The sequence below is a fragment of the Duganella sp. 1411 genome, assembly GCF_017833525.1.
Classification (GTDB): domain Bacteria; phylum Pseudomonadota; class Gammaproteobacteria; order Burkholderiales; family Burkholderiaceae_D; genus Rugamonas.
Map to the genome: position 1 here is coordinate 66,960 of NZ_JAFICD010000011.1, position 24,944 is coordinate 91,903.

Annotated in this window: 16 protein-coding genes; 7 read left to right on the forward strand and 9 right to left on the reverse strand. The window is 64.4% G+C overall.

Features of this window, described 5'->3' with window-relative positions; genetic code table 11:
* The 5 genes from astB to JOD97_RS31805 all read left to right on the forward strand — a co-directional run bounded on the left by astB (window position 1) and on the right by JOD97_RS31805 (window position 9,743).
* Entirely contained in the window at window positions 1–1,338 is a 1,338-nt protein-coding gene (gene astB, locus JOD97_RS31785) for an N-succinylarginine dihydrolase (RefSeq protein ID WP_209726819.1), read from the forward strand.
* Between the two features lie 167 nt (window positions 1,339–1,505).
* Window positions 1,506–6,218: an NAD-glutamate dehydrogenase domain-containing protein gene (locus JOD97_RS31790; protein ID WP_209726820.1), complete on the forward strand. Its 4,713-nt coding sequence runs from the start codon at window positions 1,506–1,508 to the stop codon at window positions 6,216–6,218.
* Window positions 6,219–6,222: 4 nt separating this feature from the next.
* Window positions 6,223–7,212, forward strand: a complete 990-nt coding sequence (locus tag JOD97_RS31795; RefSeq protein ID WP_209726821.1) for a succinylglutamate desuccinylase — start codon at window positions 6,223–6,225, stop codon at window positions 7,210–7,212.
* 103 nt (window positions 7,213–7,315) lie between these two features.
* A complete protein-coding gene (locus JOD97_RS31800) occupies window positions 7,316–7,822 on the forward strand; it encodes an EF-hand domain-containing protein (protein ID WP_209726822.1) in 507 nt (168 codons plus the stop codon).
* A 442-nt stretch (window positions 7,823–8,264) separates the two neighbouring features.
* Window positions 8,265–9,743, forward strand: coding sequence for an amino acid permease (locus tag JOD97_RS31805; protein ID WP_209726823.1), 1,479 nt, complete (start codon window positions 8,265–8,267; stop codon window positions 9,741–9,743).
* 209 nt (window positions 9,744–9,952) lie between these two features.
* Here JOD97_RS31805 and JOD97_RS31810 read toward each other — a convergent pair whose 3' ends face one another.
* On the reverse strand, window positions 9,953–10,189 hold the full coding sequence (locus tag JOD97_RS31810) for a hypothetical protein (RefSeq protein WP_209726824.1): 237 nt from the start codon (window positions 10,187–10,189) through the stop codon (window positions 9,953–9,955).
* A gap of 227 nt (window positions 10,190–10,416) precedes the next feature.
* On the opposite strand from JOD97_RS31810, the gene JOD97_RS31815 reads away from it, so the two are divergent.
* On the forward strand, window positions 10,417–11,820 hold the full coding sequence (locus tag JOD97_RS31815; protein ID WP_209726825.1) for a diguanylate cyclase: 1,404 nt from the start codon (window positions 10,417–10,419) through the stop codon (window positions 11,818–11,820).
* Window positions 11,821–11,829: 9 nt separating this feature from the next.
* Here JOD97_RS31815 and JOD97_RS31820 read toward each other — a convergent pair whose 3' ends face one another.
* The 3 genes from JOD97_RS31820 to JOD97_RS31830 all read right to left on the reverse strand — a co-directional run bounded on the left by JOD97_RS31820 (window position 11,830) and on the right by JOD97_RS31830 (window position 16,698).
* Entirely contained in the window at window positions 11,830–12,744 is a 915-nt protein-coding gene (locus JOD97_RS31820; RefSeq protein WP_209726826.1) for an EamA family transporter, read from the reverse strand.
* A gap of 18 nt (window positions 12,745–12,762) precedes the next feature.
* Window positions 12,763–14,907, reverse strand: a complete 2,145-nt coding sequence (locus tag JOD97_RS31825; RefSeq protein ID WP_209726827.1) for an FUSC family membrane protein — start codon at window positions 14,905–14,907, stop codon at window positions 12,763–12,765.
* 102 nt (window positions 14,908–15,009) lie between these two features.
* Window positions 15,010–16,698 carry a M14 family zinc carboxypeptidase gene (locus tag JOD97_RS31830; RefSeq protein ID WP_209726828.1) on the reverse strand — a complete coding sequence of 563 codons (1,689 nt, stop codon included), beginning with the start codon at window positions 16,696–16,698 and terminating at the stop codon, window positions 15,010–15,012.
* Between the two features lie 204 nt (window positions 16,699–16,902).
* Here JOD97_RS31830 and JOD97_RS31835 point away from each other — a divergent pair, with 204 nt between their 5' ends.
* Window positions 16,903–17,655, forward strand: coding sequence for a hypothetical protein (locus tag JOD97_RS31835; RefSeq protein ID WP_209726829.1), 753 nt, complete (start codon window positions 16,903–16,905; stop codon window positions 17,653–17,655).
* A 119-nt stretch (window positions 17,656–17,774) separates the two neighbouring features.
* Here JOD97_RS31835 and JOD97_RS31840 read toward each other — a convergent pair whose 3' ends face one another.
* From JOD97_RS31840 to JOD97_RS31860, 5 genes are all read right to left on the reverse strand, one after another.
* Window positions 17,775–18,341, reverse strand: coding sequence for an NADPH-dependent FMN reductase (locus tag JOD97_RS31840; RefSeq protein WP_209726830.1), 567 nt, complete (start codon window positions 18,339–18,341; stop codon window positions 17,775–17,777).
* A gap of 189 nt (window positions 18,342–18,530) precedes the next feature.
* A complete protein-coding gene (locus JOD97_RS31845) occupies window positions 18,531–20,684 on the reverse strand; it encodes a S46 family peptidase (protein WP_209726831.1) in 2,154 nt (717 codons plus the stop codon).
* 238 nt (window positions 20,685–20,922) lie between these two features.
* On the reverse strand, window positions 20,923–21,330 hold the full coding sequence (locus JOD97_RS31850) for a nuclear transport factor 2 family protein (RefSeq protein ID WP_209726832.1): 408 nt from the start codon (window positions 21,328–21,330) through the stop codon (window positions 20,923–20,925).
* Window positions 21,331–21,398: 68 nt separating this feature from the next.
* The gene (locus JOD97_RS31855) at window positions 21,399–23,246 is read right to left on the reverse strand and encodes a tetratricopeptide repeat protein (RefSeq protein WP_209726833.1); all 1,848 of its coding nucleotides are present in this window, start codon (window positions 23,244–23,246) and stop codon (window positions 21,399–21,401) included.
* On the reverse strand, window positions 23,247–24,476 hold the full coding sequence (locus JOD97_RS31860; RefSeq protein ID WP_209726834.1) for a hypothetical protein: 1,230 nt from the start codon (window positions 24,474–24,476) through the stop codon (window positions 23,247–23,249). It lies immediately after the preceding gene.
* Window positions 24,477–24,944 lie beyond the last annotated feature (468 nt).

The following is a 24,944-nucleotide window of genomic DNA, read 5'->3' on the forward strand; positions in this document are numbered from 1 at the left end:
ATGCGCGCACGCGAATTCAACTTCGACGGCCTGGTAGGTCCATCGCATAACTACGCCGGTCTGTCGTTCGGCAACGTGGCGTCGTTCAGCAACGTCAAGAGCGCATCCAATCCCAAGCTAGCGGCGTTGCAGGGCCTGGCCAAGATGCGGGCCCTGGCCGCGCGCGGTTTCGGTCAGGCGCTGCTGCCGCCGCAGGACCGGCCCAACTTCCGCCTGTTGCGCAGCATTGGTTTTACGGGCAGCGACGCGGATGTTCTGGCCAAGGCGGCCAAGGAAGCGCCGGTGATCCTGGCTTGCGCGTATTCGGCCTCGCCGATGTGGACCGCCAACGCGGCGACGGTCAGCCCGTCGGCCGACAGCGCAGACGGCCGCACGCATTTCACCGCCGCCAATTTGAACAACAAGCTGCACCGGGCCTTCGAGCACGCGCAGTCGGCGCGCAGCCTGCGCGCCATCTTCCACGATATCGATCACTTCGCGGTGCATGATGCGCTGCCCGGCACGCCGGCTTTCGGCGACGAGGGCGCGGCCAACCACACGCGCCTGTGCAAGGACCATGGCAGCGCCGCCGTCGAGATGTTCGTCTACGGCCGCACCGAGTTCGATGCGTCGGCGTCGGCGCCGAAGAAGTATCCGGCGCGGCAGACGCTGGAGGCGTCGCAGGGCGTCGCGCGCCTGCATGGGCTGTCGGCGGAGCGCACGGTTTATATCCAGCAGAACCCGGACGTGATCGACCAGGGCGTGTTCCACAACGACGTGATCGCGGTCGGTAACGGCAATGTGCTGTTCTATCACGACCAGGCGTTCGCCGATGAAGCGGGCAGCCTCGATCAGCTGCGCCGCGCGATGGATGGCGTGGGGGCGGAGTTGAACGCGATCCGCGTCGATACCGGCGCGGTGTCGGTGGCGGACGCGGTGGCCAGCTATTTGTTCAACAGCCAGTTGCTGTCCAAGGATAACGGCAAGATGGCGCTGGTGATTCCGCAGGAGTGTGAGGAGAACGCCGCCGTGGCCGCGTATCTGCAAGGGCTGGTCGGCAGCGGCAACGCGGTCGATGAGCTGATTCATTTCGATCTGCGGCAGTCGATGCGCAACGGCGGCGGGCCGGCGTGTTTGCGTCTGCGCGTGGCGCTGACCGATGCCGAGGCGGCGGCCATGCACCAGGGCGTGGTGATGACCGAGGCGCTGTATCACACGCTGGTGGCGTGGGTGGAGAAGCATTACCGCGACCGGCTCGACCCGGCCGATTTGGCCGATCCGGCGCTGGCGATCGAGGTGCACACCGCGCTGGAGGATTTGAGCCGGATTCTTGGAATGCCCAACCTGTACGATTTTTAAAATTGAGACGCTCGAATAATCGTGCTCCACTCATTCGATTTGTAATGCACTATTTCGTCCCCATCTGGTCTAATAGCGCTCGTAGCGCCCGACCCTTCGCCGCGTAGCCATAAGCCGGCGCGGCGTCCTGCAACATAAAATACTCATAACGTATTGGAGAAGCAACGATGAAACAAATGCCACAAGACCTGCGCGCACAGACGCTGGATTTGATCAACGCCAGCAAGCCTTCCAGCGAAACCAGCCAGGTCGCGGCCCTGATCAACGCCTGGCTCGGCTCCCTGGATGACGAAGACCTGACCGGCACCGTGCCCGGTAGTCTGGCGCCGGTATTGTGGGACGGTTTCACGCAAGCCTCCAAGCGCTCCGGCGCCGGCGCGCAAATCGCCAAGCTGCGCTACGAGGATGGACGCGGCGGCATGGCCACCGCGCTGCTGATCCTCAACGACGACATGCCGTACCTGGTCGATTCCATCGTCATGGCCATGCGCAAATTGCGCATCGTCGCCAACGGCGTATTGAACTCGGTGCTGCCGGTCGCGCGCAACGCGGACGGCGTGGTCACCGCCGTCGGCCTTCAGCGCGACAAACTCGAATCGTATGTCCTGTGCCTGCTGGCCGACGACCTGTCGGAAGCGGAACTGGGCATGCTGGTCGACCGCATCGAGATGGTCTCGCGCGACGCCGCCGTGGTCCGCCGCGACAAGGCCGCGATGCTGGCGCACTTCAGCCGCATCGGCGCCGAAGCCGCCGCCAACGGCGAAGAAGGCCAGGAAGTCGCCGCCTTCCTCGAATGGGCGCGCACCGAGGGCTTCGAGCCGTTCGGCTACGCCTACTATCAAGTCAAACCGGGCGTGCGCGAGCTGGAACGCGACATCCCGAGCCGCATCGGCGTGCTGCAGGATACCTCGCACCCGGTCTACGGCACCTGCCTGGCCAACATCCCCGGCGACTTCGACACGCTGTCCAAGCGCGCGCACACGCTGTCGATCGTCAAGGCCGACGTCGAAGGCACGCTGCACCGCGACCAGGCGCTCGACTTCATCGGCATCCGCCACACCGATGCGCAGGGCGCGATCCTCGGCGAATACTGCTTCGTCGGCCTGTTCACCCGCGCCGCCACGGCCACGCCGCTGAACCGCCTGCCGTTTGCGCGCGGCCGCATCGCCAAGGTGCTCAGCATCGCTGGCGTGCGCCAGGAAGGCTTCCGCGCCGAGAAATTCATCGAGATCCTCGAATCGCTGCCGCGCACCGAGGCGCTGGAAGCGGAGCCGGAATGGCTGGCCGAAGTGTGCGGCGCCGTCGTCTCGCTGTACAAGCAGCCGCGCACCAAGGTGTTCGCCCGCCGCGACGTCTACGCCCGCCACCTGAACGTGCTGGTGTACCTGCCGCGCGAGCGTTACAGCGCGAGCGTCGCTTCCTCGCTGGCCAAGGCGCTGCAGGCCAGCTCCGGCGCCCATCACGTCAGCTCGCAAACCCTGGTGGCCGACGGCCCGCTGGCCCGCGTGTACCTGATCGCCCATGGCGCGCGCTATCCGCTGGATCTGGAGACCGACATCCAGCAGCCGCTGTTGGCGGTGCTGGACGGCTGGCATGACAGCTTCTCGAAGCTGGCCGACGCCGTGTCGAATGTTCCGATGCGCGCCCACCTGCGCAAGATGTGCGCGACCCTGCCGACCGATTACGTCGCCTCGACCCCGCCGGTCGCCGCCTTCTACGACCTGCAAACCATTTTGCAGAACACCGATCCGTCGCGCGTCGACGTGCGGGTGGACGCGGCGGACGACGCCACCACCATCCGCCTGTATTCCGTCGACCGCGTGCCGTCGCTGTCGACCATCCTGCCGGCGCTGCATAACGCCGGCGTCGCCATCGACCGTGAACAGGCGCACTCGATCCGCATGGACGGCAAGCGCCACTTCGTCACCAGCCTGTCGGTCGATGCCGCCAGCGCCGCCAGCCTGGCCAAGCCGGAAGTGATCCCGGTCGCGCAAGAGCTGTTTGCCTCGCTGTTCAACAACGAAGCCGAAGATGGCCGCCTGAATGGCCTGGTCATCGAAGGCGGCTTGAGCCTGCGCCAGGTGCAACTGGTGCGCGCCTACATGAGCTACTGGCGCCAGACCGGCTCCCAGTTCTCGGTGCGCTACATCGCCGAGACGCTGCGCAAGCAGCCGGCCATCGTCAAGCAGCTGGTGGACGCGTTCCTGCAGCGCTTCAATCCGGCGCTGGACGAAGCCACCCGCAACGCCGCGCTGGAGTCGCTGGCCGCGATCAAGGGCCGCCTGCCGTCGATCAACCACGCCGACAGCGAGGAAGTGCTGGGCGCCCTGACCGATCTGATGACCGCGACCTTGCGCACCAACTACTTCCAGAACAATCAAAAGGGCGACAAGATCATCTTCAAGTTCGACACCAGCAATCTGTCGCTGGTGCCGGAGCCGCGTCCGTTCCGCGAGATCTTCGTGTTCTCGCGCCGCTTCGAGGGCGTGCACCTGCGCGGCGGCCCGGTCGCGCGCGGCGGCCTGCGCTGGTCGGACCGCATGGAAGACTATCGCACCGAGGTCCTGGGCCTGGTGAAGGCGCAGATGGTGAAGAACGCCGTCATCGTGCCGGCCGGCGCCAAGGGCGGCTTCGTGTGCAAGCAGATGCCGAAGGACGCCGTGCGCGAAACCATCGCGGCCGAAGGCGAAGCGGTTTATCGCCTGTTCATCGCCAGCCTGCTGGAAATGACCGACAACCGTGTGCTGGGCAAAATCGTTCCGCCGGCGGACACCGTCTGCTACGACAGCGCCGATCCGTATTTGGTGGTGGCCGCCGACAAGGGCACCGCGACCTTCTCCGACATCGCCAACGGCATCGCCGTGCAGCGCGGCTTCTGGCTGGGCGACGCCTTCGCGTCGGGCGGCTCGAACGGCTACGACCACAAAAAGATGGGCATCACCGCCAAGGGCGCGTTTGAAGCCGTCAAGCGCCACTTCTACGAGATGGACCACGACATCCACGCCACTCCGGTGACGATGGTCGGCGTGGGCGACATGTCGGGCGACGTGTTCGGCAACGGCGCGCTGCTGTCGCGCAAACTGCAGATCATCGCCGCCTTTGACCACCGCCACATCTTCCTCGACCCGACGCCGGACATGGAAAAATCCTTCGTCGAGCGCGAGCGCATGTTCGCGCTGCCGCGCTCCTCGTGGGACGACTACAACAAGGAGCTGATCTCGGCCGGCGGTGGCGTCTATCCGCGCACCGCCCGCACGATCGAGCTGTCGCCGCAGATCCGCACCGCGCTGGACATCGAGGAAACCTCGCTGCCGCCGGAGGAACTGATGCACCGCATCCTGCTGGCGCCAGTAGACCTGTTCTACAACGGCGGTATCGGCACCTACATCAAGGCCTCGACCGAGACGCACGCGCAGGTCAAGGACCGCGCCAACGATAACATCCGCGTCGACGGCAACCAGCTGCGCTGCAAAGTGGTGGCCGAGGGCGGCAACCTGGGCGCCACGCAGGCGGGCCGCATCGAATTCGCGCTGGCCGGCGGCCGCATCTTCACCGATGCGATCGACAATTCGGCCGGTGTGGATTGCTCCGACCATGAAGTGAACGCCAAGATGTGGCTGGACGTGGAAATGAACGCCGGCCTGCTGACCGAAGCGGACCGCAACCGCACGCTGAACGACATGACCGCCGACATCGAGCGCCTGGTCCTGCGCGACAACACGCTGCAAACGCAGTTGCTGGTGCGCGAGGCGCAGGCGCAAACCGACGCCGCCGTGCAGGACGGCTACGCCTCGCTGATCGCCTTCCTGGAAGAAGAGGGCGCGCTGTCGCGCGATCTGGAGCAGCTGCCGTCGGTGGCCGAACTGGCGCGCCGCAAGGCCGACGGCCGTGGCCTGACCACGCCGGAACTGGCGGTCGTCATCGCCAACGTCAAGAACCGCTACAAGCGCGTCCTGTCGGCGCTGCCGCTGACGGAAAACAGCTGGGCCGAGTCGGTGCTCAAGCCGTACTTCCCGGATCTGCTGGTGGCCACGCGTCCGGCGCTGGCGCACCCGCTGGCCAACGCCATCCTGGCGACCGTGCTGGCCAACGAATCGGTCAACCGCTGCGGTCCGCTGATGCTGCGCCAACTGGCCGGCGAACATGGCGTCGACGAGTCGGACGTCATCCTGGCGTGGGGCCAGGCCTGGTCCGCGCTGAACCTGGCGCCGATCTTCGCCACCCTGGACTCCGACGCGCTGAAAGTGCCGCGCGCCGTGTCGATCAAGGTCGACGGCCGCACCCGCGTGCTGCAGAAGGCCGTCATCGAAGGCGCGCTGACCGTGCCGGCCGACCAGCTGAAGGACGGCGTGGCCGAGTTGACCCGCCTGTTCGCCAAGCCGGAGACGCTGGTCCAACTGAGCGCCGACGACGGCCAGTCCGACGCCGAGCTGACCGCCGGCCTGCGTCCGGAATTCGTCAACGCCTGGAAGGCCGTCGAAGCGATCGAATCGGTGGCGGCGTTCGTGTTCGCGGCGCTGTCGGTCACGCGCCCCGCCGGCATGGATTTGCCGGCCTTCCTGCAGGTCGGCCTGGCGCTGCGCGCGCAGGTCGGCATCGACACGCTGGAACGTGGCCTGAAGCTGCCCGCCACCAGCCGTTCGCAGGAGCAGCTGCGCAGCTACGCGCAAAACGCCCTGCGCCGCACGCAGCAACGCCTGTTGTCGCAGGTGCTGCAGCATGCCACCGGCGGCCATAGCGGTGTCGAGGCGGTGGAGGTGGTGGCCAACACGCTGGGCCTGTCCGGCTACGCGGCGGCGACCGACCTGGAACAGGCGATGCTGGACGTGTGGGCGCTGTCGGAGGCGACCAACTCCGGCAACACCATGCTGGTGGTGTAAGCGTATGAGCGAGCGCGCCAACACCTTGCCCGCGCCGGTGCGGGCGCTCGCCGAAGCCGATTTCAGCGTCGTCGCCGAGCGGTTCGCGGCGGCCGGTTTCGCGGTCACGCAGCCGGCCGACGGCATCCTCACCATCAAAGGGGCCGGTGATCGTCCGGCGATGCTGGTTTCGGTCGGCGTGCATGGCGACGAAACGGGGCCGATCGAAATGGTCGCCTACCTGCTCGACGCGCTGTCGCAACAGCCGGCGGCGCTGGCGGTCAACCTGATGCTTTGCGTCGGCAATATCGGCGCGATCCGGGACGGCAAGCGTTTCATCGACGCGGACTTGAACCGCATGTTCCGCGCCGAACGCGGCGCGCTGGCCGGCACCGCCGAAGCGGCGCGCGCCGACGTGATGATCGCCGCCACCACCGCCTTCTTCAGCGACGCCGGGCCGGTGCGCTGGCACCTGGATCTGCACACGGCCATCCGGCCGTCGGTGTATCCGACCTTCGCCATCGTCCCCGAGATCATCGCCGAGCATGCGCGGCGCGCGCTGATCGAGTGGCTGGGCCTTGCCGGCATCGGCGCGGTGATCATGAATCCGGCCTCGGTCGGCACTTACAGCTACTACTCGGCCGAGCACCACGGCGCCGCCGGCACCACGGTGGAGCTGGGGCGTATCGGCACGCTGGGCCGCAACGACCTGGCGCAATTCGCCGACGCCTCGCTGGCGCTGGACGATCTGCTGCGCGGCGCGCCCAAGCGCGAAGCGAAACAGGCGCCGCATATCTTCAACACGGCGCGCCAGATCATCAAGTTGAGCGAGAAGTTCCAGATGGCGTTCGGTAAGGATACGCATAACTTCACGGTCCTGAAGCAGGGCGAGGAGATCGCCCGCGATGGCGACACCGTCTACACCGTCCAGCATCCCGAGGAGCTGGTGGTGTTCCCCAATCCCGACGTCCGGGTCGGCCTGCGCGCCGGCTTGATGGTGGTGCGGGTCGGCTGACCCTTTACATCCCTTTACCTCGCTTTACACTCCGCGCACTCATAGTTGGACAATCTGGTTCGTTAACAGGTACAGCATTGTCCTTAACTATGGAGTAAGCACTATGACGACAGCAATCAGCGGTATCTCAAGCAGCGCCACCTCGTTCGACCCCGCCAAGGGCGCGGCCCGTTTCGCCGGCAAAGTCTTCGCCGACATGGACACCGACAAGGATGGCAAGGTGAAGAAGGAGGAATTCGTCTCCGGCCTGGAGTCGAAGGGCGTGTCGGCCGACGACGCGGCCAAGCAGTTCGACGCCATCGATAAGCAGAAAACCGGCTCGATCACGAAGGACGATCTGGAGACGGCGATGAAGAGCGGGACGTTCGCGCCGCCGCGTCCCCAGGAGGGCGCGGCCGGCGCGCAGGGTGGGGGCAGGCCGCAGGGGGCCGGCGGTGGCGGCGGCGCCAGCGCGGCGGGCGGCGCGACTAAAACCTATGAGGCGGCCGACACGAATCAGGATGGCACCGTGTCGCAGCAGGAGGAGCTGGTTTACAGTATCTCGCATCCGTGGTCGGAGAGCACCGGCGATGCCAGCAAAATCGGTACGAATATCAACGAGGTCGCCTGAACACATGCATGGCGGATTACGGCGTTCCGCCTAATCGCCCTACGTGTTTCCGTGGTTTTCGTTGTATCCGGCGTATTCGGCGACCGTCTTTAATTGCGGGCGATGAGCACCGCGACGATCGTGGCGGCCACGCCCAGCACGGCCACCGCGGCGCTCAGCGCAGGATGAAAACGGCGCGATACGGTGGGGATTTTTTGAACCGGCATAAACACTCCTTCTTGTCACACTGTAATGTTGACTCAAGATTAGCGTGCGTCTTGTTTCCAATCTATACATCGTGCTGTATCAAAAGTAAGCAACTGTAACCAGGACTTGCTGGCGAGTGCGAATAAAGTTGTATTTGTGGCACAAATTAACTTAGGGCGACGGGGCCGGAAAGCCCTATAATCGCTTAGTTTTTTTGCCCATGTTTTCGCCCACACATCTCCCACAAGGATAGCCTGTGAACCAATCGCTGGTCCAGAAACTGACCCGTACCAAGCCGGTCGAACATACAGTTGAACACGCAACAACTGAACACGCTCCAACCAGCAATGGCCTGCACCGCTCGATCGGCCTGTTCCCGCTGACGATGATCGGCGTCGGCGCCACCATCGGCACCGGCATCTTCTTTACGATGGTCGAAGCCGTGCCCAAGGCCGGCCCCTCCGTCATCCTGTCCTTCCTGATCGCCGCCATCACCGCCGGCCTGACGGCGCTGTGCTACGCCGAGCTGTCGTTCCGGATTCCGGCGTCGGGCTCGTCGTACTCGTTCGCCTACGCCACCGTCGGCGAATTCGCCGCCTTCATCATGGCCGCCTGCCTGCTGCTCGAGTACGGCCTGGCGGCGAGCGCCACCGCGATCGGCTGGTCCGATTATCTGAACAACTTCCTCAACAACGCGTTCGGCTGGCACATCCCCGAATTGCTGCGCTCGCCGATGATCGTCTCGACCGCGCACGGCGTGGAAATACGAGGCGGCCACGTCAACCTGCCGCCGATCCTGCTGGTGGTGTTGTGCGGCCTGCTGCTGATCCGCGGCACCAAGGAATCGGCCACGACCAACGCCATCATGGTGCTGATCAAGCTGGCGATCCTGATCTTCTTTGTCGTCATCGCGTTCTCCGGGTTCGACATCAACAACTTCCATCCGTTCTTCAGCCCCGACAACGGCGCCCATTACACCGGCATGGCCGGCGTGACGGCGGCGGCGGCGACGGTGTTCTTTTCGTTCATCGGCCTCGACACCGTCGCCACGGCCGGCGAGGAAGTGCGCAATCCCAAGCGCAACGTGCCGATCGGCATCCTGGCGGCGCTGGGGATCGTGACCTTGTTTTATATGTTGGTGGCGGTGGCGGCCATGGGCGCGCAGCCCGCCTACAAGTTCGCCGGGCAGGAAGCCGGGCTGGCGGTGATCCTGCAGAACGTCACCGGCAAGACGTGGCCGGCGCTGGTGCTGGCGGCCGGCGCGGTGATTTCCGTGTTCAGTGTGACCTTGGTGACGATTTACGGCCAGACGCGCATCCTGTACGCGATTTCCAAGGACGGGCTGATCTCGAAGTCGTTCCAGAAAGTGAACGCGAAGACGGCGTCGCCGGTGCAGAACACCTTGATCGTTTGTATCGTGGTCGGGCTGGTGGCCGGCTTCGTGGATGCGACCTTCCTGTGGGACATGGTCAGCATGGGCACGCTGACGGCCTTCATCGTGGTGTCGCTGGCGGTGCCGGTGATGCGCAAGAAGGAAAACGGCAAGGGCGTGAAGGGTTTCCGCGTGCCGTTCGGCCCGTACGTGGTGCCGGGCCTGAGTATCGGCGCCTGCCTGTATCTGATGTTCGGGCTGTCGCTGACGACTTACACGATCTTCGTCATCTGGATGTCGGCCGCGATCCTGACGTACTTCCTGTACGGGATGCGCAACTCGCGTTTGAATCTACTTAAATAAAACTCCCGCAAACTAAAAAGCCCCGGCACCGCGTTAGCGGCCGGGGCTTTTTGCTGTGGCGCGCACGGCTTATTCAGCGTCTTGGTTTGGCTTGGCGCCCAGGTAGAGGCGCAGTACGAGACCGGACAGGGCGATGGCGGCAGGCAGGTTTTCGATGATGGTCAGCATGTGATTCTCCAGTAAGTTAAATAAGTTTGAGTGAACCGCGATTAACCGAAGCGGGCTGCGATGTAGCGCAGTTCGGCTGCCAAGTTAGGCGAGTGGGCTTCCACGTCTTTGGCGGTGCTGCTCAGCCACCAGATGGTTTCATCGGCGCGCTCGGTGGTCGCTTCTGCAACATCGGCTGGCTTCCGTGCAAACAGCGCGGCGAACAGTTGACGTACAGCGTAGGCGACATTGGCTGCGTAGTTGGCGGTGGTGTGAGTGTGGAAAGTAGTCGAGTTCATGAGAAGCTCCTGTTAAATGTTCGTTTGATGCAGTGCAGTATGCGCCGTTTTCAGAAATAAAAAAAATTTTGATTTGTGATACGTGCCATTCGCAATACGTATAACTAGGTGTTTTCCCTATGAAACATCGGTTCTGGTTAGTAACTTTTTTGTCGTAAATTTTTTCTTTGAGGCACTGCCTTCAGCTATTATTACTGTCCTATTGGCAATAATTTGACGGAGTCCGGATGTCCCTGCGCACGAAATTCATGCTGGCCTTGCTGCTGACCGGATTGGCGGCGGTTGCCATGGTCGGCGGGCTGGCATACGTGGGGATGACCAAAAAGGTCGATCTCATCCGCCGCGAGCAGGCGGCGGAGCACTTCTACACCGCCGTGAGCGGCTATTTGCGGACCTATGGCAGCTGGCAGGCGGCGACGGCCGTCGAGCCTTTCGACAACTATATGCGGCGCTATCAGGACTTGCGCGGCGACCGGCGCCCGCCGCCGGGCGAGGCCGGCCCTGATACTGATAACGAGCGCGGTCCGGAACGGGGACCGAGGCCGGAGCCGGAAGCGGACGGCCCGCCGGACGCCAACGCACGCTTGCCGCAAGCGCCGCCGCCCGGACAGGCGCCGCCGCTCGGACGCCGGCCGCCGCCGCCGCGCGCCAACGGCGAGCCGCCGTTCCACTTCATCCTCGCCGACCAGGACTTCCGCGTTTTGCTCGGCGCCGGCGTGTACCGCCACGGCGAGGTGCTGCCGGAGGCCGCGCGCAAGGACGCGCGCCGGGTCGAGGTGAACGGGCGCGTCGTCGCCTACGTGTCGCCGGAAGGCGTGATCACCCCCAGCAAGCAGGAGCTCCAGTATCTGCAGGCAATGCGCGAGGCGCTGCTGGCCGGCGTGACCGGCGCGGCGGCGCTGGCGCTGGTGTTGGGCGTGCTGCTCAGCCGGGGCATGAGCCGTAAGTTAAGCCATCTGACGACGGCGGTGCGGGCCATGCACGGCGGCTCGCTGCTGCAGCGCGTGCCGGTGGAGGGGCGCGACGAGGTGGCGACCTTGGCCAGCGCCTTCAACGACATGAGCGAGAAGCTGGCCCGCACGCACGAGGAATTGCACGCTTCGCACCAGACCATCCTGGCGCAGGCCGAGCAGATGCGCGAACTGAGCGTGCGCGACGCGCTCACCAAGCTGCACAACCGCCGTCATTTCGACGAGCGGGCGACCACGCTGTTCAGCCACGCGGTGCGCCACCGGCAGCCATTCACAATGGTGATAGGGGATATCGATTTCTTTAAAAAGATCAATGACCAGTTTTCGCACGCCACCGGCGACGCGGTGCTGCGCCATGTCGGCGAGATCCTGCGCAGCCATATGCGCCTGAGCGATCTGGTGGCGCGCTACGGCGGCGAGGAATTCGTCATCGCCTTGCCGGAGACCGAACTGCCGCAGGCGGCGGCGCTGTGCGACAAGCTGCGCCACATGATCGAGAGCTTCCCGTGGCACGAGGTGCATCCGGAGTTGAAGGTCACCATGAGCATGGGCGTGTACGCCGATCTGGCGGCGGGGACGGCCGAGGCCATGCTGCAGAAGGCCGATGCGCTGCTGTACCGCGCCAAGCAGACGGGCCGCAACCGGGTCTGCTTCGGATAGCTCCGTTGCTCAGCCCCGGCGATCCAGCCAGCGGCCGCCGAACATGGTGCAGATCAGGGACAGCACGATCAGCGCGATGCCGGCCCATTGCCAGCCGGTGACGACGTCGCCCAGCAGGATCATGCCGGCGCTGATGCCGACCACCGGCACCCCGAGGCTGAACGGCGCCACGCGGTTGACCGGATGGCGCTTGAGTAGCCGGGTCCACATCGCGTAGCCGAGGATGGTGGCCATCCAGCCCAGATAGGCCACCGCGGCCCAGGTGGTCCACGGCGCGCCGGTCCAGTGCCAGCGGGTGGCCGGATCGTCGAACGCCAGCGACAGGCCGATGAACGGCAGGATGGGCACCAGGCTGCACCAGACCATGAAGCTGACGACATCGAATTCCGGCGTGGCCTGCTGCGCGCGGCGCACGACGATGTTGGAGGCGGCCCACATCGCCGCCGCCATCAACGTCAGCACGAAGCCGCCCGCCGTGGTGGCGCCGGCGTGGCCCGGCTCCACGTAGTTCATGCCGAAGCAGACCAGCCCCACCGCCGCCAGCAGCAGGCCGCCTTTGAGCGCGCGGCTGGCGCGTTCGCGCAGCAGCACGAAGCCGAACAGCGCGGTGAAGAAGACCTGGGTTTGCAGGATGACCGACGCCAGCGAGGCCGACATGCCGACCTTCAGCGACAGGAACAGCAGCCCGAATTGGCCGACGCCCTGGCACAGGCCATAGGCGACGATCCATTTGGCGGGCAGCTTGGGCGGGCGCACGACGAGGATCAGCGGCAGCACGGCGAAGACATAGCGGGCGGCGCCCATTTGGAACGGCGTCAGGTCCTTGAGGCCGATCTTCATCGCGACGAAGTTGGTACCCCAGATCAGGACCACGGCCAGGGCGGAAAACAGGTCGCGGGTACTGAAGGTGGTGGTGGAGGTCATCCAGCTATGTTAGCAGCCTTAGACCACGTTGCGCACGATCGCTTCGCTGTGGACGATGATTTTCGCGGCGTCGGCCTGCAGCAGGCGGATGCGGCGCTGTACCAGGGGCCAGCCGGACCACGGCACGGCGGCGGTATCGGCCAGGGTGGGCGGTGTCGGCGCCGCCGTCTTGCCCGCCTGTCGGTTGAGCGCCTGCGACAGGATGCCGACCACCTGGTCGTGGCTCTCGCCCAGCATGGCGTTGACCGGCTCCTTCGGCAGCTCGTTCACGTGGCGGCGCAGAATGGCGCGCAAGGCCGCCACGTGCGCCACCAGCAGGTAGTTCTGCACGATGAACAGATTGATGTCCTCCACCGCGCGCTGCTTGCTCGATGGTTCGTCGAGCATGCGCACCAGCGCGGAGCTGAGCGCGGCCAGGCTGTCCATCAGCCGCTTGCGCTCGATGCGGTAGGCGAAATCGTCCTTGCCTTTGCCCTGCAGCAGATCGAAGCTGGCCTGCATGTAGCGCAGGTTCACGTCCAGCACCTCGCGGATCAGGCGTGGCAGGGTTTGATATTCCCAGTTCGCCAGCACGAAGCTGAAGGCCGTCGCCACCGCCGCGCCGGTGAAGGTATCGACCAGCCGTTCCATGATCAGGTCATTGTTCCCGGGCGCGATCAGGTGCATCTGCAGCAGGATCATGACGCTGACCGCGATGGCGGCGTAGCGGTAGCGCAGGTAGATGAAGGTGGGCGTGGCTACCGTCGCCAGCACCAGGATGCCAAGGATGATCGCCGGGTGGTTCAGGAAGCGGATGATCAGCGCGGTGATCACGCAGCCGATGATGGTGCCGACGATGCGGTCGCCGCGCCGCTGCTTGGTCATGCTGAAGCTGGGCTTGAGGATGATCACGATGGTCAGCACGATCCAGTAGCTGTGCGCCGCGTACGGCAGCCACGCGGCCACCGCCAGCCCGACCGAGATCGCCATCGCCACCCGCAGCGAGAAGCGGAAGATCGGCGAATCCATGCGCAGGTGCGACAGGATCATGCGCAGCTCGTACTTTTGCTGGGACAGGAAGGGGCCCATGTCGGCGTCGACCCAGAACGGCGTGGTGTCGTAGACCTTCTGGCTGGCCTGGTGCAGCTCGCCGATCATCTTGATGATGGCGCGGATCTTGTTGCGCTGCGCGCGCAGCACCGCCAGCGCCTCCTGCTGCGGCTTGCCCTCGTCGATGCGGCGCTGGATCGCGGCCAGTTCCGCCTCGACCGCTTCCAGTTCCGGCGTGTAGCTGATCTCCGCGTACGAGGCCTTCTTGCGGGTGACGTCGTAGGCCACCGATTCGATATCGCGCGCGGCCTTGTAGGCCAGGTCGCGCAAGGTGGTGAGCACCGGCGAATCGGCCAGGTGCATGCGCAGCTGCGCGTAGTCGGTGTGGGTGGACAGGATCAGCTCATACAAATCGAGCATGCACACGTGGACCTGCACGACGATGGCGTCCTTGCTGTTCTGGTGCGCCCGCAGGATCAGGTCGCGCGAGGCCTGCTGGCGGTCGGCCAGCACGCTTTGGTGGCGTACCAGCTTGTTGAACTGTTCGTTCAGGTTGTAGCGGGTGTCGTAGAAGTCGGCCTTGATGTCGATGTAGGCGGCCAGCTCGAACAGCGCTTCGGCCAGCACCTGCTGCTTGATGCGGTGGCGCAGCATCCACGAGATGCCCATCGCGTAGGCCAGGTAGGCCACCGCGCCCAGGGTGAACAGGCCGGTGTGGATGAACGACTGCTTGACCGACATCGAGTGCTCCATCGACATGGTCATGATGAACAGCGTGGCCAGTTGCAGCGGCATCGATTTTTTGCCGTAGACGACCATCATGCAGGCGAGGAAGCTGATTAATACCAGCATCGTCATCAACAGCCAGTGCAGCGGCGCGCAAAGGCTGATCAACAGCGTGACGGCGCTGCACAGCAGCACCGAGGCGCTCATCTCGTTGAACTTGTGGCGCAGGGGACTGGGCATGTCCATCAGCGCGGTGCACAGGGCGCCGATGCAGACCGTCATGGCGGTGGCCATGTCGGCGAACTGTAAGGTGATCAAGGTGACGCCGACCAGGCCCGTGGCGAAGCGCAGCCCAAGATAAAAATAATGGCTGTAGAAGAAAGTGCGCAGATTGAGTGCGTAGTGCATGGCTGTGACCTTGTGGGCAGCGGGTGCTCAAATGCTCATGTGCGCGCGGCGGGATCGCCGCCGCGCGCACGGGGAACGCGAAGTTAAATTGTCAGGCTGTCTTCAGAAGACCGACAGCACCGGATAGCGGCGCCATTCCGGCTCGGCGTGGCGCTTGCCGTTTTCGAAGATGAAGCCCAATACCTTTTCCTGGTCGGACAGCAGCGCCGGATTGGCGGCCTTCCACGACTCGAACTTGGCTTTCAGTTCCGGCTCGGCTTCCAGCATCTCCAGCGCCAGGTCCTCGAACACGTAGTCGGAGAACGCCTCCTTCTTTTCCAGCACGCTGTTGAAGAAGCCCCAGCGGAAGAAGGAGTCGTGGCCTTGCGGTTCCAGCGTCTCGACGGCGTAGCGGGCGTTGGCCTGCTTGAGCGGAATGAACCAGTCGCCCGGCTGCACCGTGAAGCTGCCGGTGCGCGCTTCCAGTTCCACCTCGTCGTGGTACATATGGCCTTCGTAGGCGTGCGGGCGCGAGGTGACGGAGGCGATGTGGTAGTACTGCGCCTCGATGGTGGAGGCTTCGTCGAAGGCCGCCATCTCGACGCCGTTCCACTGCAGTCGCTCGATGGCTTCGCGCCAGGCCTGCGGCACGATGTAGCCTTTCGGCGCGCGCACCGTGGCCGCCGGCACGAAGCTGTTGTAGTAGGCGATGTCCTTTTCCCACGGCTGGCCGCGATCGTACGACAGGCGCTGGTAGTCGCCCAGCAGGCTGGCGCTGCGCTTGGCGGCGTAGCCCTTGAAGCGCAAGGTCGACGGATGGTCTTCGTCCAGGCGCCAGTTGACGGTCCACTCGCTGGCGCTGGCCGCCTGCGCCTTGGCGTCGGCGCGCAGCGCGCGGATTTGTTCGCCGTGGGCGACGGTGAAGGCCAGCGTCACGTCCAGCAGCGCGCGCATCGATTCGTAGCGGTCCTTGAAGGGCTTGAGCATGTGCGTCTCCGGCATGAAGCCGATCACGTGGTGCAGCGCCGCGAAGCCGGTCGAGAAGCGCGGCACTTCCAGGAACTCGGCGATGCCGTCGTCCGGGCTGTCCTTGACCGGATTGACGTAGGGGCAGGTGGGCCAGCCCTTCGCTTCCATCTCGCGGTAGATGTGCGGCAGCATGGTCTCGCGCAGGAAGGGGCCGAGGCCGTAGCCCAGCTTGTCCGCCTGCGTGTGGATCAAGGTCATCGTGTACGGGTAGTCGGCGCCGTTGGAGGTGTGGGTGTCGACCATGACGTCCGGGTCCCAGCTGGTCACCAGCTGGTTGAACAGGCGGGCGTTGAGCGTGTCGCACTTGATGAAGTCGCGGTTCAGGTCCAGGTGGCGGCTGTTGCCGCGGAAGCCGAACTGCTCGGGGCCGTCCTGGTTGACGCGCGACGTGTTGGCGCGGTTGAGCGCGCCGTCGACGTTGTAGAGCGGCACGAACAGCAGCACCGCGTCGCCCAGCGCCGCCAGCCGGGCCGGCTCGAAGCACAGGTCGCGCACGATGGCCATGCAGGCGTCCACGCCCTCGGGTTCGCCGGGGTGGATGCCGTTGTTGTTGAAGAAGACGGTGCGGCCCTCGGCCTTGATTTGCGAGCGGTCGAACACGCCGTCCGGGCTGACGATGCCCGCGTGCACGGGAATGCCGCCGTCGGACACGCCGATCTGTTCAAAACGCAGCACTTGCGGGAAGCGCCGCGCCAATTCCTCGTAGAACGCGATGCATTCGGTCCACAGGGTGGTTTGATTTTGATTGCCTTTTTCATAAGGCGTCGGCATATCTGGGTGCATGGCAGTCTGGATCTCAGAGAAACAATGTGAAATGGCGCGCCACGCCTTGTGAGCGCTTCGGCGTGCTGTCGAGGGCGCGATTGTATCATTCGTGCCCGATTTTTGAGCGCCGGCCGGCCCTTCACGAGGGTGGCTTGAGTTGGTTCAAGGAAATAAAACCCCACGATGGTCTACTGGACTCCTCGCCATGGTGCAGGAGCAGCGATGCGGAACGGGGTTGGATTGGGTGTGGTGGCGGTCGCTTTGCTGCTGGCGCTGGTGTGCGAAGCGGGGCTGGCGCAAATGGGCCCGCGCTATGTGATCGACGCGGCCGCCGGCGCGGACGTCGGCGGGCCGGCGCGCGGCAGCGTGCAACTGGCCGGCAAGGGGCTGGCGCTGATCCGCTTCCGCGGGCTGCGCGTGCTGGCCGTCGGCGCCGACGCCGACGCCTACAGTGCCGAGTCGGTGCGCGACTGGCCGGCGGCCGATCTGGTGCTGGTCACGCCGGCCAACGTCGGTCGCTATGACGGCCTGGCGCCGCTGGCCGCGCTGCGGCGGTTGCCGGTGATCCTGGTGGAGCCGTCCGACAGCGCGACGGTGCCGCCGCTGCCCGCGAGCGACGACGGCCCGCGCTACTATCCGATGCAAACCTGGGACGCGTTGCATCTGCGCAAAGGCAGGAGCCAGGACAAGACGTGGCTGCGGGTGACGGCCGTGCCGGGGCGGCCGGGAACGGCGCACGTGGCCGGATTCGTGCTGGAAATGGGCAACCGGCAGACGTCGTACCGGCTGTACGTCAGCTGCGAGGCGCTGGGCGCCGACGACATCGACGGCCTGTCGCGACGCTTGCCGGGCGCCGACCTGGCGCTGCTGCCGGCGCGCGACGGGCCGATGCTGTTGCCGCTGCGCCGCGTGCAAACTGGCGAGCCGTCCGCGTTGACGACGGCAGGCTATCCGTTCAGCGCGATCCGGCGCTAGGGCTCTAAGTTAAGCGGACACCGGAATCACGTAGGGCGGATTAGCGCAGCGTAATCCGCCAATGCGTGCGTCTCGACGGCTCATGCAATGGCGGATTACGGCGTTCCGCCTAATCCGCCCTACGATTTCGCGTTGGTCTCCACCCAGGCCGCGAAAGCGGCGACGAACTTGGTCAGGAACTCCCGGGTGCGGTCGTTGTTGAGTTTGCCGTCGTCGCCCAGCAGGCCGGCGGCGCCGCCGATGTAGGCTTCCGGCTGCTGCAGCACCGGCATGTCGAGGAACACCAGCGACTGGCGCAGGTGATGGTTGGCGCCGAAGCCGCCGACCGCGCCCGGCGACACCGACACCACCGCCGCCGGCTTGCCGCTCCAGGCGCTGTCGCCGTACGGGCGCGAGCCGACATCGATGGCGTTCTTCAGCGGCGCCGGCACCGAGCGGTTGTACTCGGGCGTGACGAACAGCACGGCGTCGGCCTCCTTGATGCGCTGGCGGAAATGGGTCCATGCCTGCGGCGCGGTGGCGCCGTGTTCTTCCAGGTCCTGGTTGTACAGCGCCAGTTCGCCGATCTCGACGATGTTGAATTCCAGCGAAGGCGGCGCCAGCGCGATCAGTTCGTGGGCGAATTTGCGGTTGATCGAATCCTTGCGCAGACTGCCGATCACTACGGCGACTTTTTTGGCGGGCATGATTTCTCCTGGACTGAATGAGGGAATTGACGTGCTACTGTACCGCAAGCGCAAAAAAAACCTCGCCGCGTTGCCGGGGCGTGGGTTTAACCCTACGGGCTGGAACGATACGCCGGCGTTACCACTTAAGGGTCGTACCCGGCCGGGTACGACCCTGTGTGGCCGTGCGGGTTCAGCGCCTGCCGGCGCTTATTCGGCGTTCATTTCCTTCAGCAAATTGTCGGCGTGGTCGACGTGCTTCATGTTCCACAGGATGTAGCGCAGGTCGACCTGGATGTCGCGCGTCATCGCCTGGTTGAAGTCCCAATCGGAGATGATCGAATCGAGCGTGCCGTCGAAGGCCAGGCCGATCCACTCGCCCTTGGCGTTCAGCGCGGCCGAGCCGGAGTTGCCGCCGGTGATGTCCAGGGTCGCCAGGTAGGCGACCGGCACCGATTTGAGCGCCGGATCGACATACTTGCCGAAGTCCTTGGCCTTGATCGCGTCGAGCTGCGCTTTCGGCGCGTTGAACTCGCCTTCGCCGGTGGCCTTGGCGGCGACGCCGGCCACGGTGGTGAAGGCTTTCCAGGTGGTGCCGTCGGCGCCCGGATCGCGGCCGGCGATCTTGCCGAAGGTCACGCGCAAGGTGCTGTTGGCGTCCGGATAGACCGCGCGGCCCTTGCTGTTCATGTAGGCGATCTTGGCCTTCATGTAGTTGGCGTAGGCCTGCTGCAGCTTGCCGCCCAGCTCCTCCTCGGCGGCCTCTTCCTTCAGATCGCTGTCGTACAGCGCCACGGCGGCCTGGATGAAGGCGTCGTCGCTGGCCTTGAAGTCCCGCGGCTTCTTGTCGAGCCAGGCGTCGCGCGCGGCGGGGTCGCCCAGCTTGCTGCCGGCATACAGCTGGTCGAGCGCCGCTTGCAGCTCGGCGCGGCCCATGCCGTCCTTGATGCCGACGACGGCGTCGAAGGCGGCGTTGCGCTCGGCGGCCGGCTGCGCCGCGTACTTGGTCAGGCTGTTCATGACGAGCGCCTTGTCGACCTTCTCGTCGTAGTTGCGCACCAGCGCGGCCACGCCGGCCTTGATGCGCGGCACGTCGCGGACCTGATAGCCCAGCTTGCGCTCGACGTCCGGCTTGGCGCTCTCGTTGGCCAGGCGGTACAGGGTGCGCGCCGTGTTGAGCAGGCGCGGCTTGGCGCTCGACAGGAAGTAATCGCGTTTGATCTCGCTGTCGCGCTGGGCGATCAGCTGTTCCACCCGCTCGATGTCGGCCGCGTAGTCCTTCCTGCGCGAGGCGTCGGCGTTGATCCAGCTCTTGAGCGCCTCGTGCTCGGCCGTTTTGCGGGCCAGCATGTCGCTGTTGGCATACGAGTTGAGCATGCCCTGGCGGTTTTTGTAGGTGTTGTTGATGCTGGCCACCTGCGCCGCGTATTTGAGCGCGGCGTCCTTGTCATCCTTGGTGGTGGCGGCGATGGTCGCCAGGTTCTCGGCGGCGCTCTTGACGAAGTTCGGATAGCTCCAGTCGAAGGTGAAGGCCACTTCCGACGGCAGGCGGTGGCGGTTGGTGCGTCCGGGGTAGCCCAGCGCCATGATGAAATCGCCTTCCTTGACGCCTTCCCTGGCCAGCTTCAGGTAGTGCTTGGGCACGTAGGGGACGTTGTCCTTGCTGTAGTCGGCGGCCTTGCCGTCCTTGCTGACGTAGGCGCGGTAGAAGCCGTAGTCGCCGGTGTGGCGCGGCCACATCCAGTTATCGGTGTCGCCGCCGAACTTGCCCACGCCGGCCGGCGGCGCGTGCACCAGGCGCACGTCGCGGATCTCGAGCTGCTTGCTCAGGTAGTATGCCAGGCCGCCGTAGAAGGACGACACGGTGCAGCGGTGGCCGGCGTCTTTTTCGCACTCGGCGGTGATGGCCTTGCTGTTGTTCTCGATGGCGTCGCTGCGCGCCTTGCCGGCCAGTTTGGCGACATCGGCGGTGATCACTTGTTTGCTGACGTCGGTGACGGCCTGGGTCACGAAGATGCGGCTGCCGGGAGCGGCCGGCAATTCCTCGGCGAAGTTCCTGGCCAGGAAGCCGTTGGCCAGCAGATTGCGTTGCGGCGTGGAGTTGTGGGCCACGCTGGCGTAGACGCAATGGTGGTTGGTGGCGACCAGGCCTTGCGGCGACACGAACGACGCCGAGCAGCCGCCGAGGCTGACGATGGCGCCGGCGGGGAACTCGGTCAACTTGGTCAGCGTGGCGGGATCGAGTTTGAGGCCGGCGGCTTTCAGTTCCCTGGCTACTTGTGGCAGCTGTTGGGGCATCCACATGCCTTCGTCGGCATGGGCTGCGGCGCTCAGGATGGCGAGCGCGAGAAGAGTCTTATGCATTGTGTTTTCAAAGTGGTTACGGGGGACGGCGCTGGAGAGTATCCGCAGCGCGCAAGTCCGCGTCAACCAGATTTTGACTGTGCATAAAAGCAACTCCGGGGTCAGGTCCACCATTTCTACACGACCTCATGTGTAGATGGCGGAGCCGATCCCATAGCGGCGTGTTTCCTGGCTCGGGCGGGCCTGCGTCAAGCCCTACGGACCAGCTCGTGTAGAAATGGTGGACCTGACCCCGGAGTTAGGGCTTGGGCGGGCGGATGCCGGTGTAGTGCGCCGATACCAGCTTCCATTTGCCGTCGAACCGCTGCGCTACGTAGCTGGCGCGCATGGCGAAGCTGCGCGCTTGGCCGTCGGCGCTCATCGTGTACGTGAGCTTGGCGATGACGACGGCCGTCTGGTCGAACGTGCGCACCGTCTGCTCGTCCACCCGCACCGTCGGCGCCGGCCGCCGTTGCGCCGGATCGTAGAAGGACAGCATCTTGTCGCGGTTGTCCACCTCGCCGGCCGGCGAGACTTCGATGTAGTTGTCGGCGGTGACCGCTTGCAGCGTGGCCACGTCGAACTCGCGCTGGGCGTCGACGTGGCGCTGGATCAGCCCGAGCAGCTCGGCGTTGGCGCCGTCCGGCGCGGCGTGGGCGGTTGACATGGCAATACTCATGAGCGGGACAAAAAATAAGGGGGAAAGGGCGCGCCACGCGCGGTTCGCCGCCGTCATCAGGCCGCCTCCCCGTATTGGCGCACGGCGTCCAGATCGCGTAACTGCAGGTGCGGCTGGTTCATGGCTTTGTAGATCTCCGAGCGGTTTTCGTAATGGCTGGCCACCGCCGGCTCCAGCGTGAGCACGTGGTTCATGTCGTCCAGGGCGTCGGCGAAGCGCCCGTGACCGTAGTGGATGACCGCGCGGTTGACGCGCGCGGCCACGTGGTCGCCGTTGAGCGCGATCGCGGCGCCGTAATCGGCCAGCGCTTCGTCGGCACGCTCTTGCATCTCGAGGATCTCGGCGCGCAGCAAATAAGCCTCCGCCTGGTCGGGATTGAGCTCCAGGCTGTAGGCCAGGCACGCCAGCGCCGGCTCCCATTGCTCCAGTTGCGCGTGGCAGTTGCCCTTGTTGAAGTACACCTCCGCGTACGGCGCGCTGTACAGGATGGCCTGGTCGTACAGGGCGAGCGCTTCGTCGTACCGGCCCAGCCGCTGCAGGATGTTGCCGCTCTCGTTGTAATACTCCGAATAGTAGGGGTCCATCGCCATCGATTGCCGGTAGTAGTCGAGCGCTTCCTCTTGCTTGCCCAGCGCCGACAGCACTTGCGCCGAGTTGTACAGCAGCACCGAGCGGTGCAGCCGATGGACGTCCTGGCCCAGCCGGCTGGTGAGGAAGTCGAAGCCGCCCTGGCACAGCGCCAACGCCTCGTCCGGGCGCCCCTGGCGCACGCGCACGAACGCCAGGCCGTTGTTGATGAACACGCTGAGGAAGGCATGGTCGTCGGCCGGCATGTCCGCTTGCGCGGCCTGCAGCGCCTGTAGCGCCAGGTCGATATGGTGCTGCGCCAGCGGCACGTCCTGCTGTCGCAGATAGCGCAAATGCACCATCGCCAGCAAATAGTGCATCTTGGCCTGTAGTACCGTTTCCGTCAGCCGCGGCGCGGCATGCCGCTCGACGGCGGCCAGCGCCGCTTGTTCCTTGCCGGTCGTGACCAGGCTCTGGAAAATGTTGCCGACATAGTTCCAGCGCGCGGACTGATCGTCTTCCACCAGCTGGTCGAGGTGGGGCAGCACGGTGTCGACGAAACTGGAGGCCTCGTGGTAGTAGCCGAAGTGGTTGTGCACGCACAGGGCGCGCATGGCCACGCGCGCCGCCATCAGGCCATCCTGTTGCGCTTGGTAGTGGCGCAGCAACGGCACGTAGTGGCGCTCCCAGTCGCTCATGTCGGCGTGTTCGAGCGCTGCGAATGAGCGCGGCTCGCCGTCGCCGGGCGCCGGCCCAAGCGCCGTCAGGGGCACCGCCACCGTGGCCGCGTCGATCGGCGCCAGCCTGACGCCTTTGATCGCGGCCTCCGGCGCGCGGCCGCTGTCGACGTATAGCGAGAGTTTGCCGGCCACGCCCAGGCGGCGGCCCAGCTCGAAAAAGAAACGGCGGGCCAGGTGGCCGGCCTGGTCGAAGCGGCGCACCACGACCGTCCAGGCGGCGCCGGGGGCGACCGCGGCGCGCCATTGGGCGACCAGGGTGACGGCGCCGTGGATCAGCCGGTAGGCGCGGTCGAGCGAGTAGTTACGCGTCTTTTCCGAATTGGTGGCCGTGTCCGTCAAGCACGCATACTTGAGCGGGATGGCGTCGCGGCGCTGCGGCAGCAACATGTGCAGCACGTAGTTGTGCTGGTCGAGGATGTCTTGGCGGCCCTGTTCGGCGAAGTGTTGATAGGCGAGGTCCAGCAGGTCGCTGACCCCGGCCCAGACGCCTTGGTGCGCGAAGCTCGCGTCCAGCAGGAAGCCGGAACCGGTCGGCGAGGGCGGCAGCGCCGGCGCGGCCGGCAGAATCTGATACAGCGTGGTGGAAGGCTGCGACATTTAATTTCCTTTGCTGATGCGCGTCCTGCCTTTGAGCCATACGTACAGACCGAGGGCCAGCAGCGCGGACGACAAGATGAAGAACAAGCTCAGATCCCATTTGTCATAGCTCGACGAGACGCTGTTGCCGACCACGCGCCAGGCGTCCCGGCCATAGCGCAACAGGGTGGGGATCACCACCACGAACAGCAGTATCAGGGCCAGCACCCGCCCCGCCAGCCACAGCGCGGCGAAGGCGCGCAGGGTGCCCAAGTTGTAGTACTGCGACGGGCCGGCCGCGCCCAGCCGTCCGCCGCTGAGGCGGTGCAGGTGGGCGCGCAGATAGACCCGCGCTTCGCTGTCGAGATTAGGGTAGTTGCAATACACGCAGAGCGCGTAGTAAATATCCGTTTTCAGGAAAACGTTGAATTGCCACGACATCGTGAACAATATCTGCAGTATCAGCGCCTGGAATATTTGAATAAAAAACGGATCGGCGTCCCTGCTGAGTAATAACTTTATTAATAGCGTGACGCAGGCGATATTCAATAGGTCGGTTATCAGCCCCGCCATCAGCGGCAAATAACGTTGCCGCTTCGGAAGCGAATGCAGGCCGGATAGATCGGCCTCGGCGACGATGCTCCACAGGCGGTTACCCCAGCCGAGTTTTGATTTTATTCCGTATTTGGCGGCCGCGGTCATGTGGCCGAGTTCGTGCAACGCGGTGGTCAGCGCCTGCAGTAATAAAAGGGCCAGCAGGGTGAGGGTGAAGTTTTCCCGAATATATAGCGCGTGTGGATTGAAGCGCAGGCGTGGATCGTTTGCCGCGCTGAGCGCCGCGTAACCGAGGATGGCGAGATAAACAAGCAGCGCGGGCGCGGAAAAGATGGCGCCGGCGATTTTTTGCGGCAGGGCGAATTTCCACCGCTTGTCCTGCGGCGTACTGGCGAGTTTTTGCTGGAAATCAGCTTTTTGTTCTGAGGGGGAAATAAACCCGATGTCGGTCAAGGTGCCGATAAAGTCGTCGACATCGACCGACTCCGGGAACGCGCGGTCGCATTCGGCCTTGACCTCCGCGATGGTGCGGCCCTGCTGCAGCAGCGTGATGATGCACAGGCCTTCCTCGGGGAATTGATAGAAATCTTCCAGTTCCTGATTGCCAATCAAATATCCATTATCTTCGGGCTGGATGGATAAGGGGATCACGACGTAGGTTTGGGAACTATTTGCAATCATGATATGCGCGGCCATAGGATGTGGATCATGCAAACTCGATGCGCAATAAAAATGGCGGGGCATGCGGCCCCGCCATTTTTATGAAAGTCTTACCAAGGCCAGCACTCGTAGATAGGATACAGGGCGACAGCGGTGGTTTTCAGCTTCTGAACTTTGATGATGGAAATCTTTTTCATGATGGCTCCAATAGTTCGTTAAGGTTGACTTCAAATTGGACATTGACATATCCGAAGCGAATTCTAAATATGCTTATTTGTCGTGTCAATATAATTTTTAAAAAATTAAGAATGTAACTCTTATAATAAAAGTGGCCCGCTATCTTATATTGATAATCGATTTCCCATAGGCGGTGCCGCCGTCGATATAATTAATCGAAGGATGGCCGGTGGTCGAGGGAATGGGTTAAAACGGGCTAGCGGTGCGGGATGCGAACAAACATAATTTTCCTTTGCTAGAAGGGAATTATTAACGTTGCCAATTGCA

Excerpts from the sequence above, each read along its gene's own strand:
- astB (WP_209726819.1), top strand. The coding sequence starts at position 1 with ATGCGCGCACGCGAATTCAACTTCGACGGCCTGGTAGGTCCATCGCAT.
- JOD97_RS31790 (WP_209726820.1), top strand. The coding sequence starts at position 1,506 with ATGAAACAAATGCCACAAGACCTGCGCGCACAGACGCTGGATTTGATC.
- JOD97_RS31795 (WP_209726821.1), top strand. The coding sequence starts at position 6,223 with ATGAGCGAGCGCGCCAACACCTTGCCCGCGCCGGTGCGGGCGCTCGCC.
- JOD97_RS31800 (WP_209726822.1), top strand. The coding sequence starts at position 7,316 with ATGACGACAGCAATCAGCGGTATCTCAAGCAGCGCCACCTCGTTCGAC.
- JOD97_RS31810 (WP_209726824.1), bottom strand. The coding sequence starts at position 10,189 with ATGAACTCGACTACTTTCCACACTCACACCACCGCCAACTACGCAGCC.
- JOD97_RS31815 (WP_209726825.1), top strand. The coding sequence starts at position 10,417 with ATGTCCCTGCGCACGAAATTCATGCTGGCCTTGCTGCTGACCGGATTG.
- JOD97_RS31820 (WP_209726826.1), bottom strand. The coding sequence starts at position 12,744 with ATGACCTCCACCACCACCTTCAGTACCCGCGACCTGTTTTCCGCCCTG.
- JOD97_RS31825 (WP_209726827.1), bottom strand. The coding sequence starts at position 14,907 with ATGCACTACGCACTCAATCTGCGCACTTTCTTCTACAGCCATTATTTT.
- JOD97_RS31830 (WP_209726828.1), bottom strand. The coding sequence starts at position 16,698 with ATGCACCCAGATATGCCGACGCCTTATGAAAAAGGCAATCAAAATCAA.
- JOD97_RS31835 (WP_209726829.1), top strand. The coding sequence starts at position 16,903 with ATGCGGAACGGGGTTGGATTGGGTGTGGTGGCGGTCGCTTTGCTGCTG.
- JOD97_RS31840 (WP_209726830.1), bottom strand. The coding sequence starts at position 18,341 with ATGCCCGCCAAAAAAGTCGCCGTAGTGATCGGCAGTCTGCGCAAGGAT.
- JOD97_RS31845 (WP_209726831.1), bottom strand. The coding sequence starts at position 20,684 with ATGCATAAGACTCTTCTCGCGCTCGCCATCCTGAGCGCCGCAGCCCAT.
- JOD97_RS31850 (WP_209726832.1), bottom strand. The coding sequence starts at position 21,330 with ATGTCAACCGCCCACGCCGCGCCGGACGGCGCCAACGCCGAGCTGCTC.
- JOD97_RS31855 (WP_209726833.1), bottom strand. The coding sequence starts at position 23,246 with ATGTCGCAGCCTTCCACCACGCTGTATCAGATTCTGCCGGCCGCGCCG.
- JOD97_RS31860 (WP_209726834.1), bottom strand. The coding sequence starts at position 24,476 with ATGGCCGCGCATATCATGATTGCAAATAGTTCCCAAACCTACGTCGTG.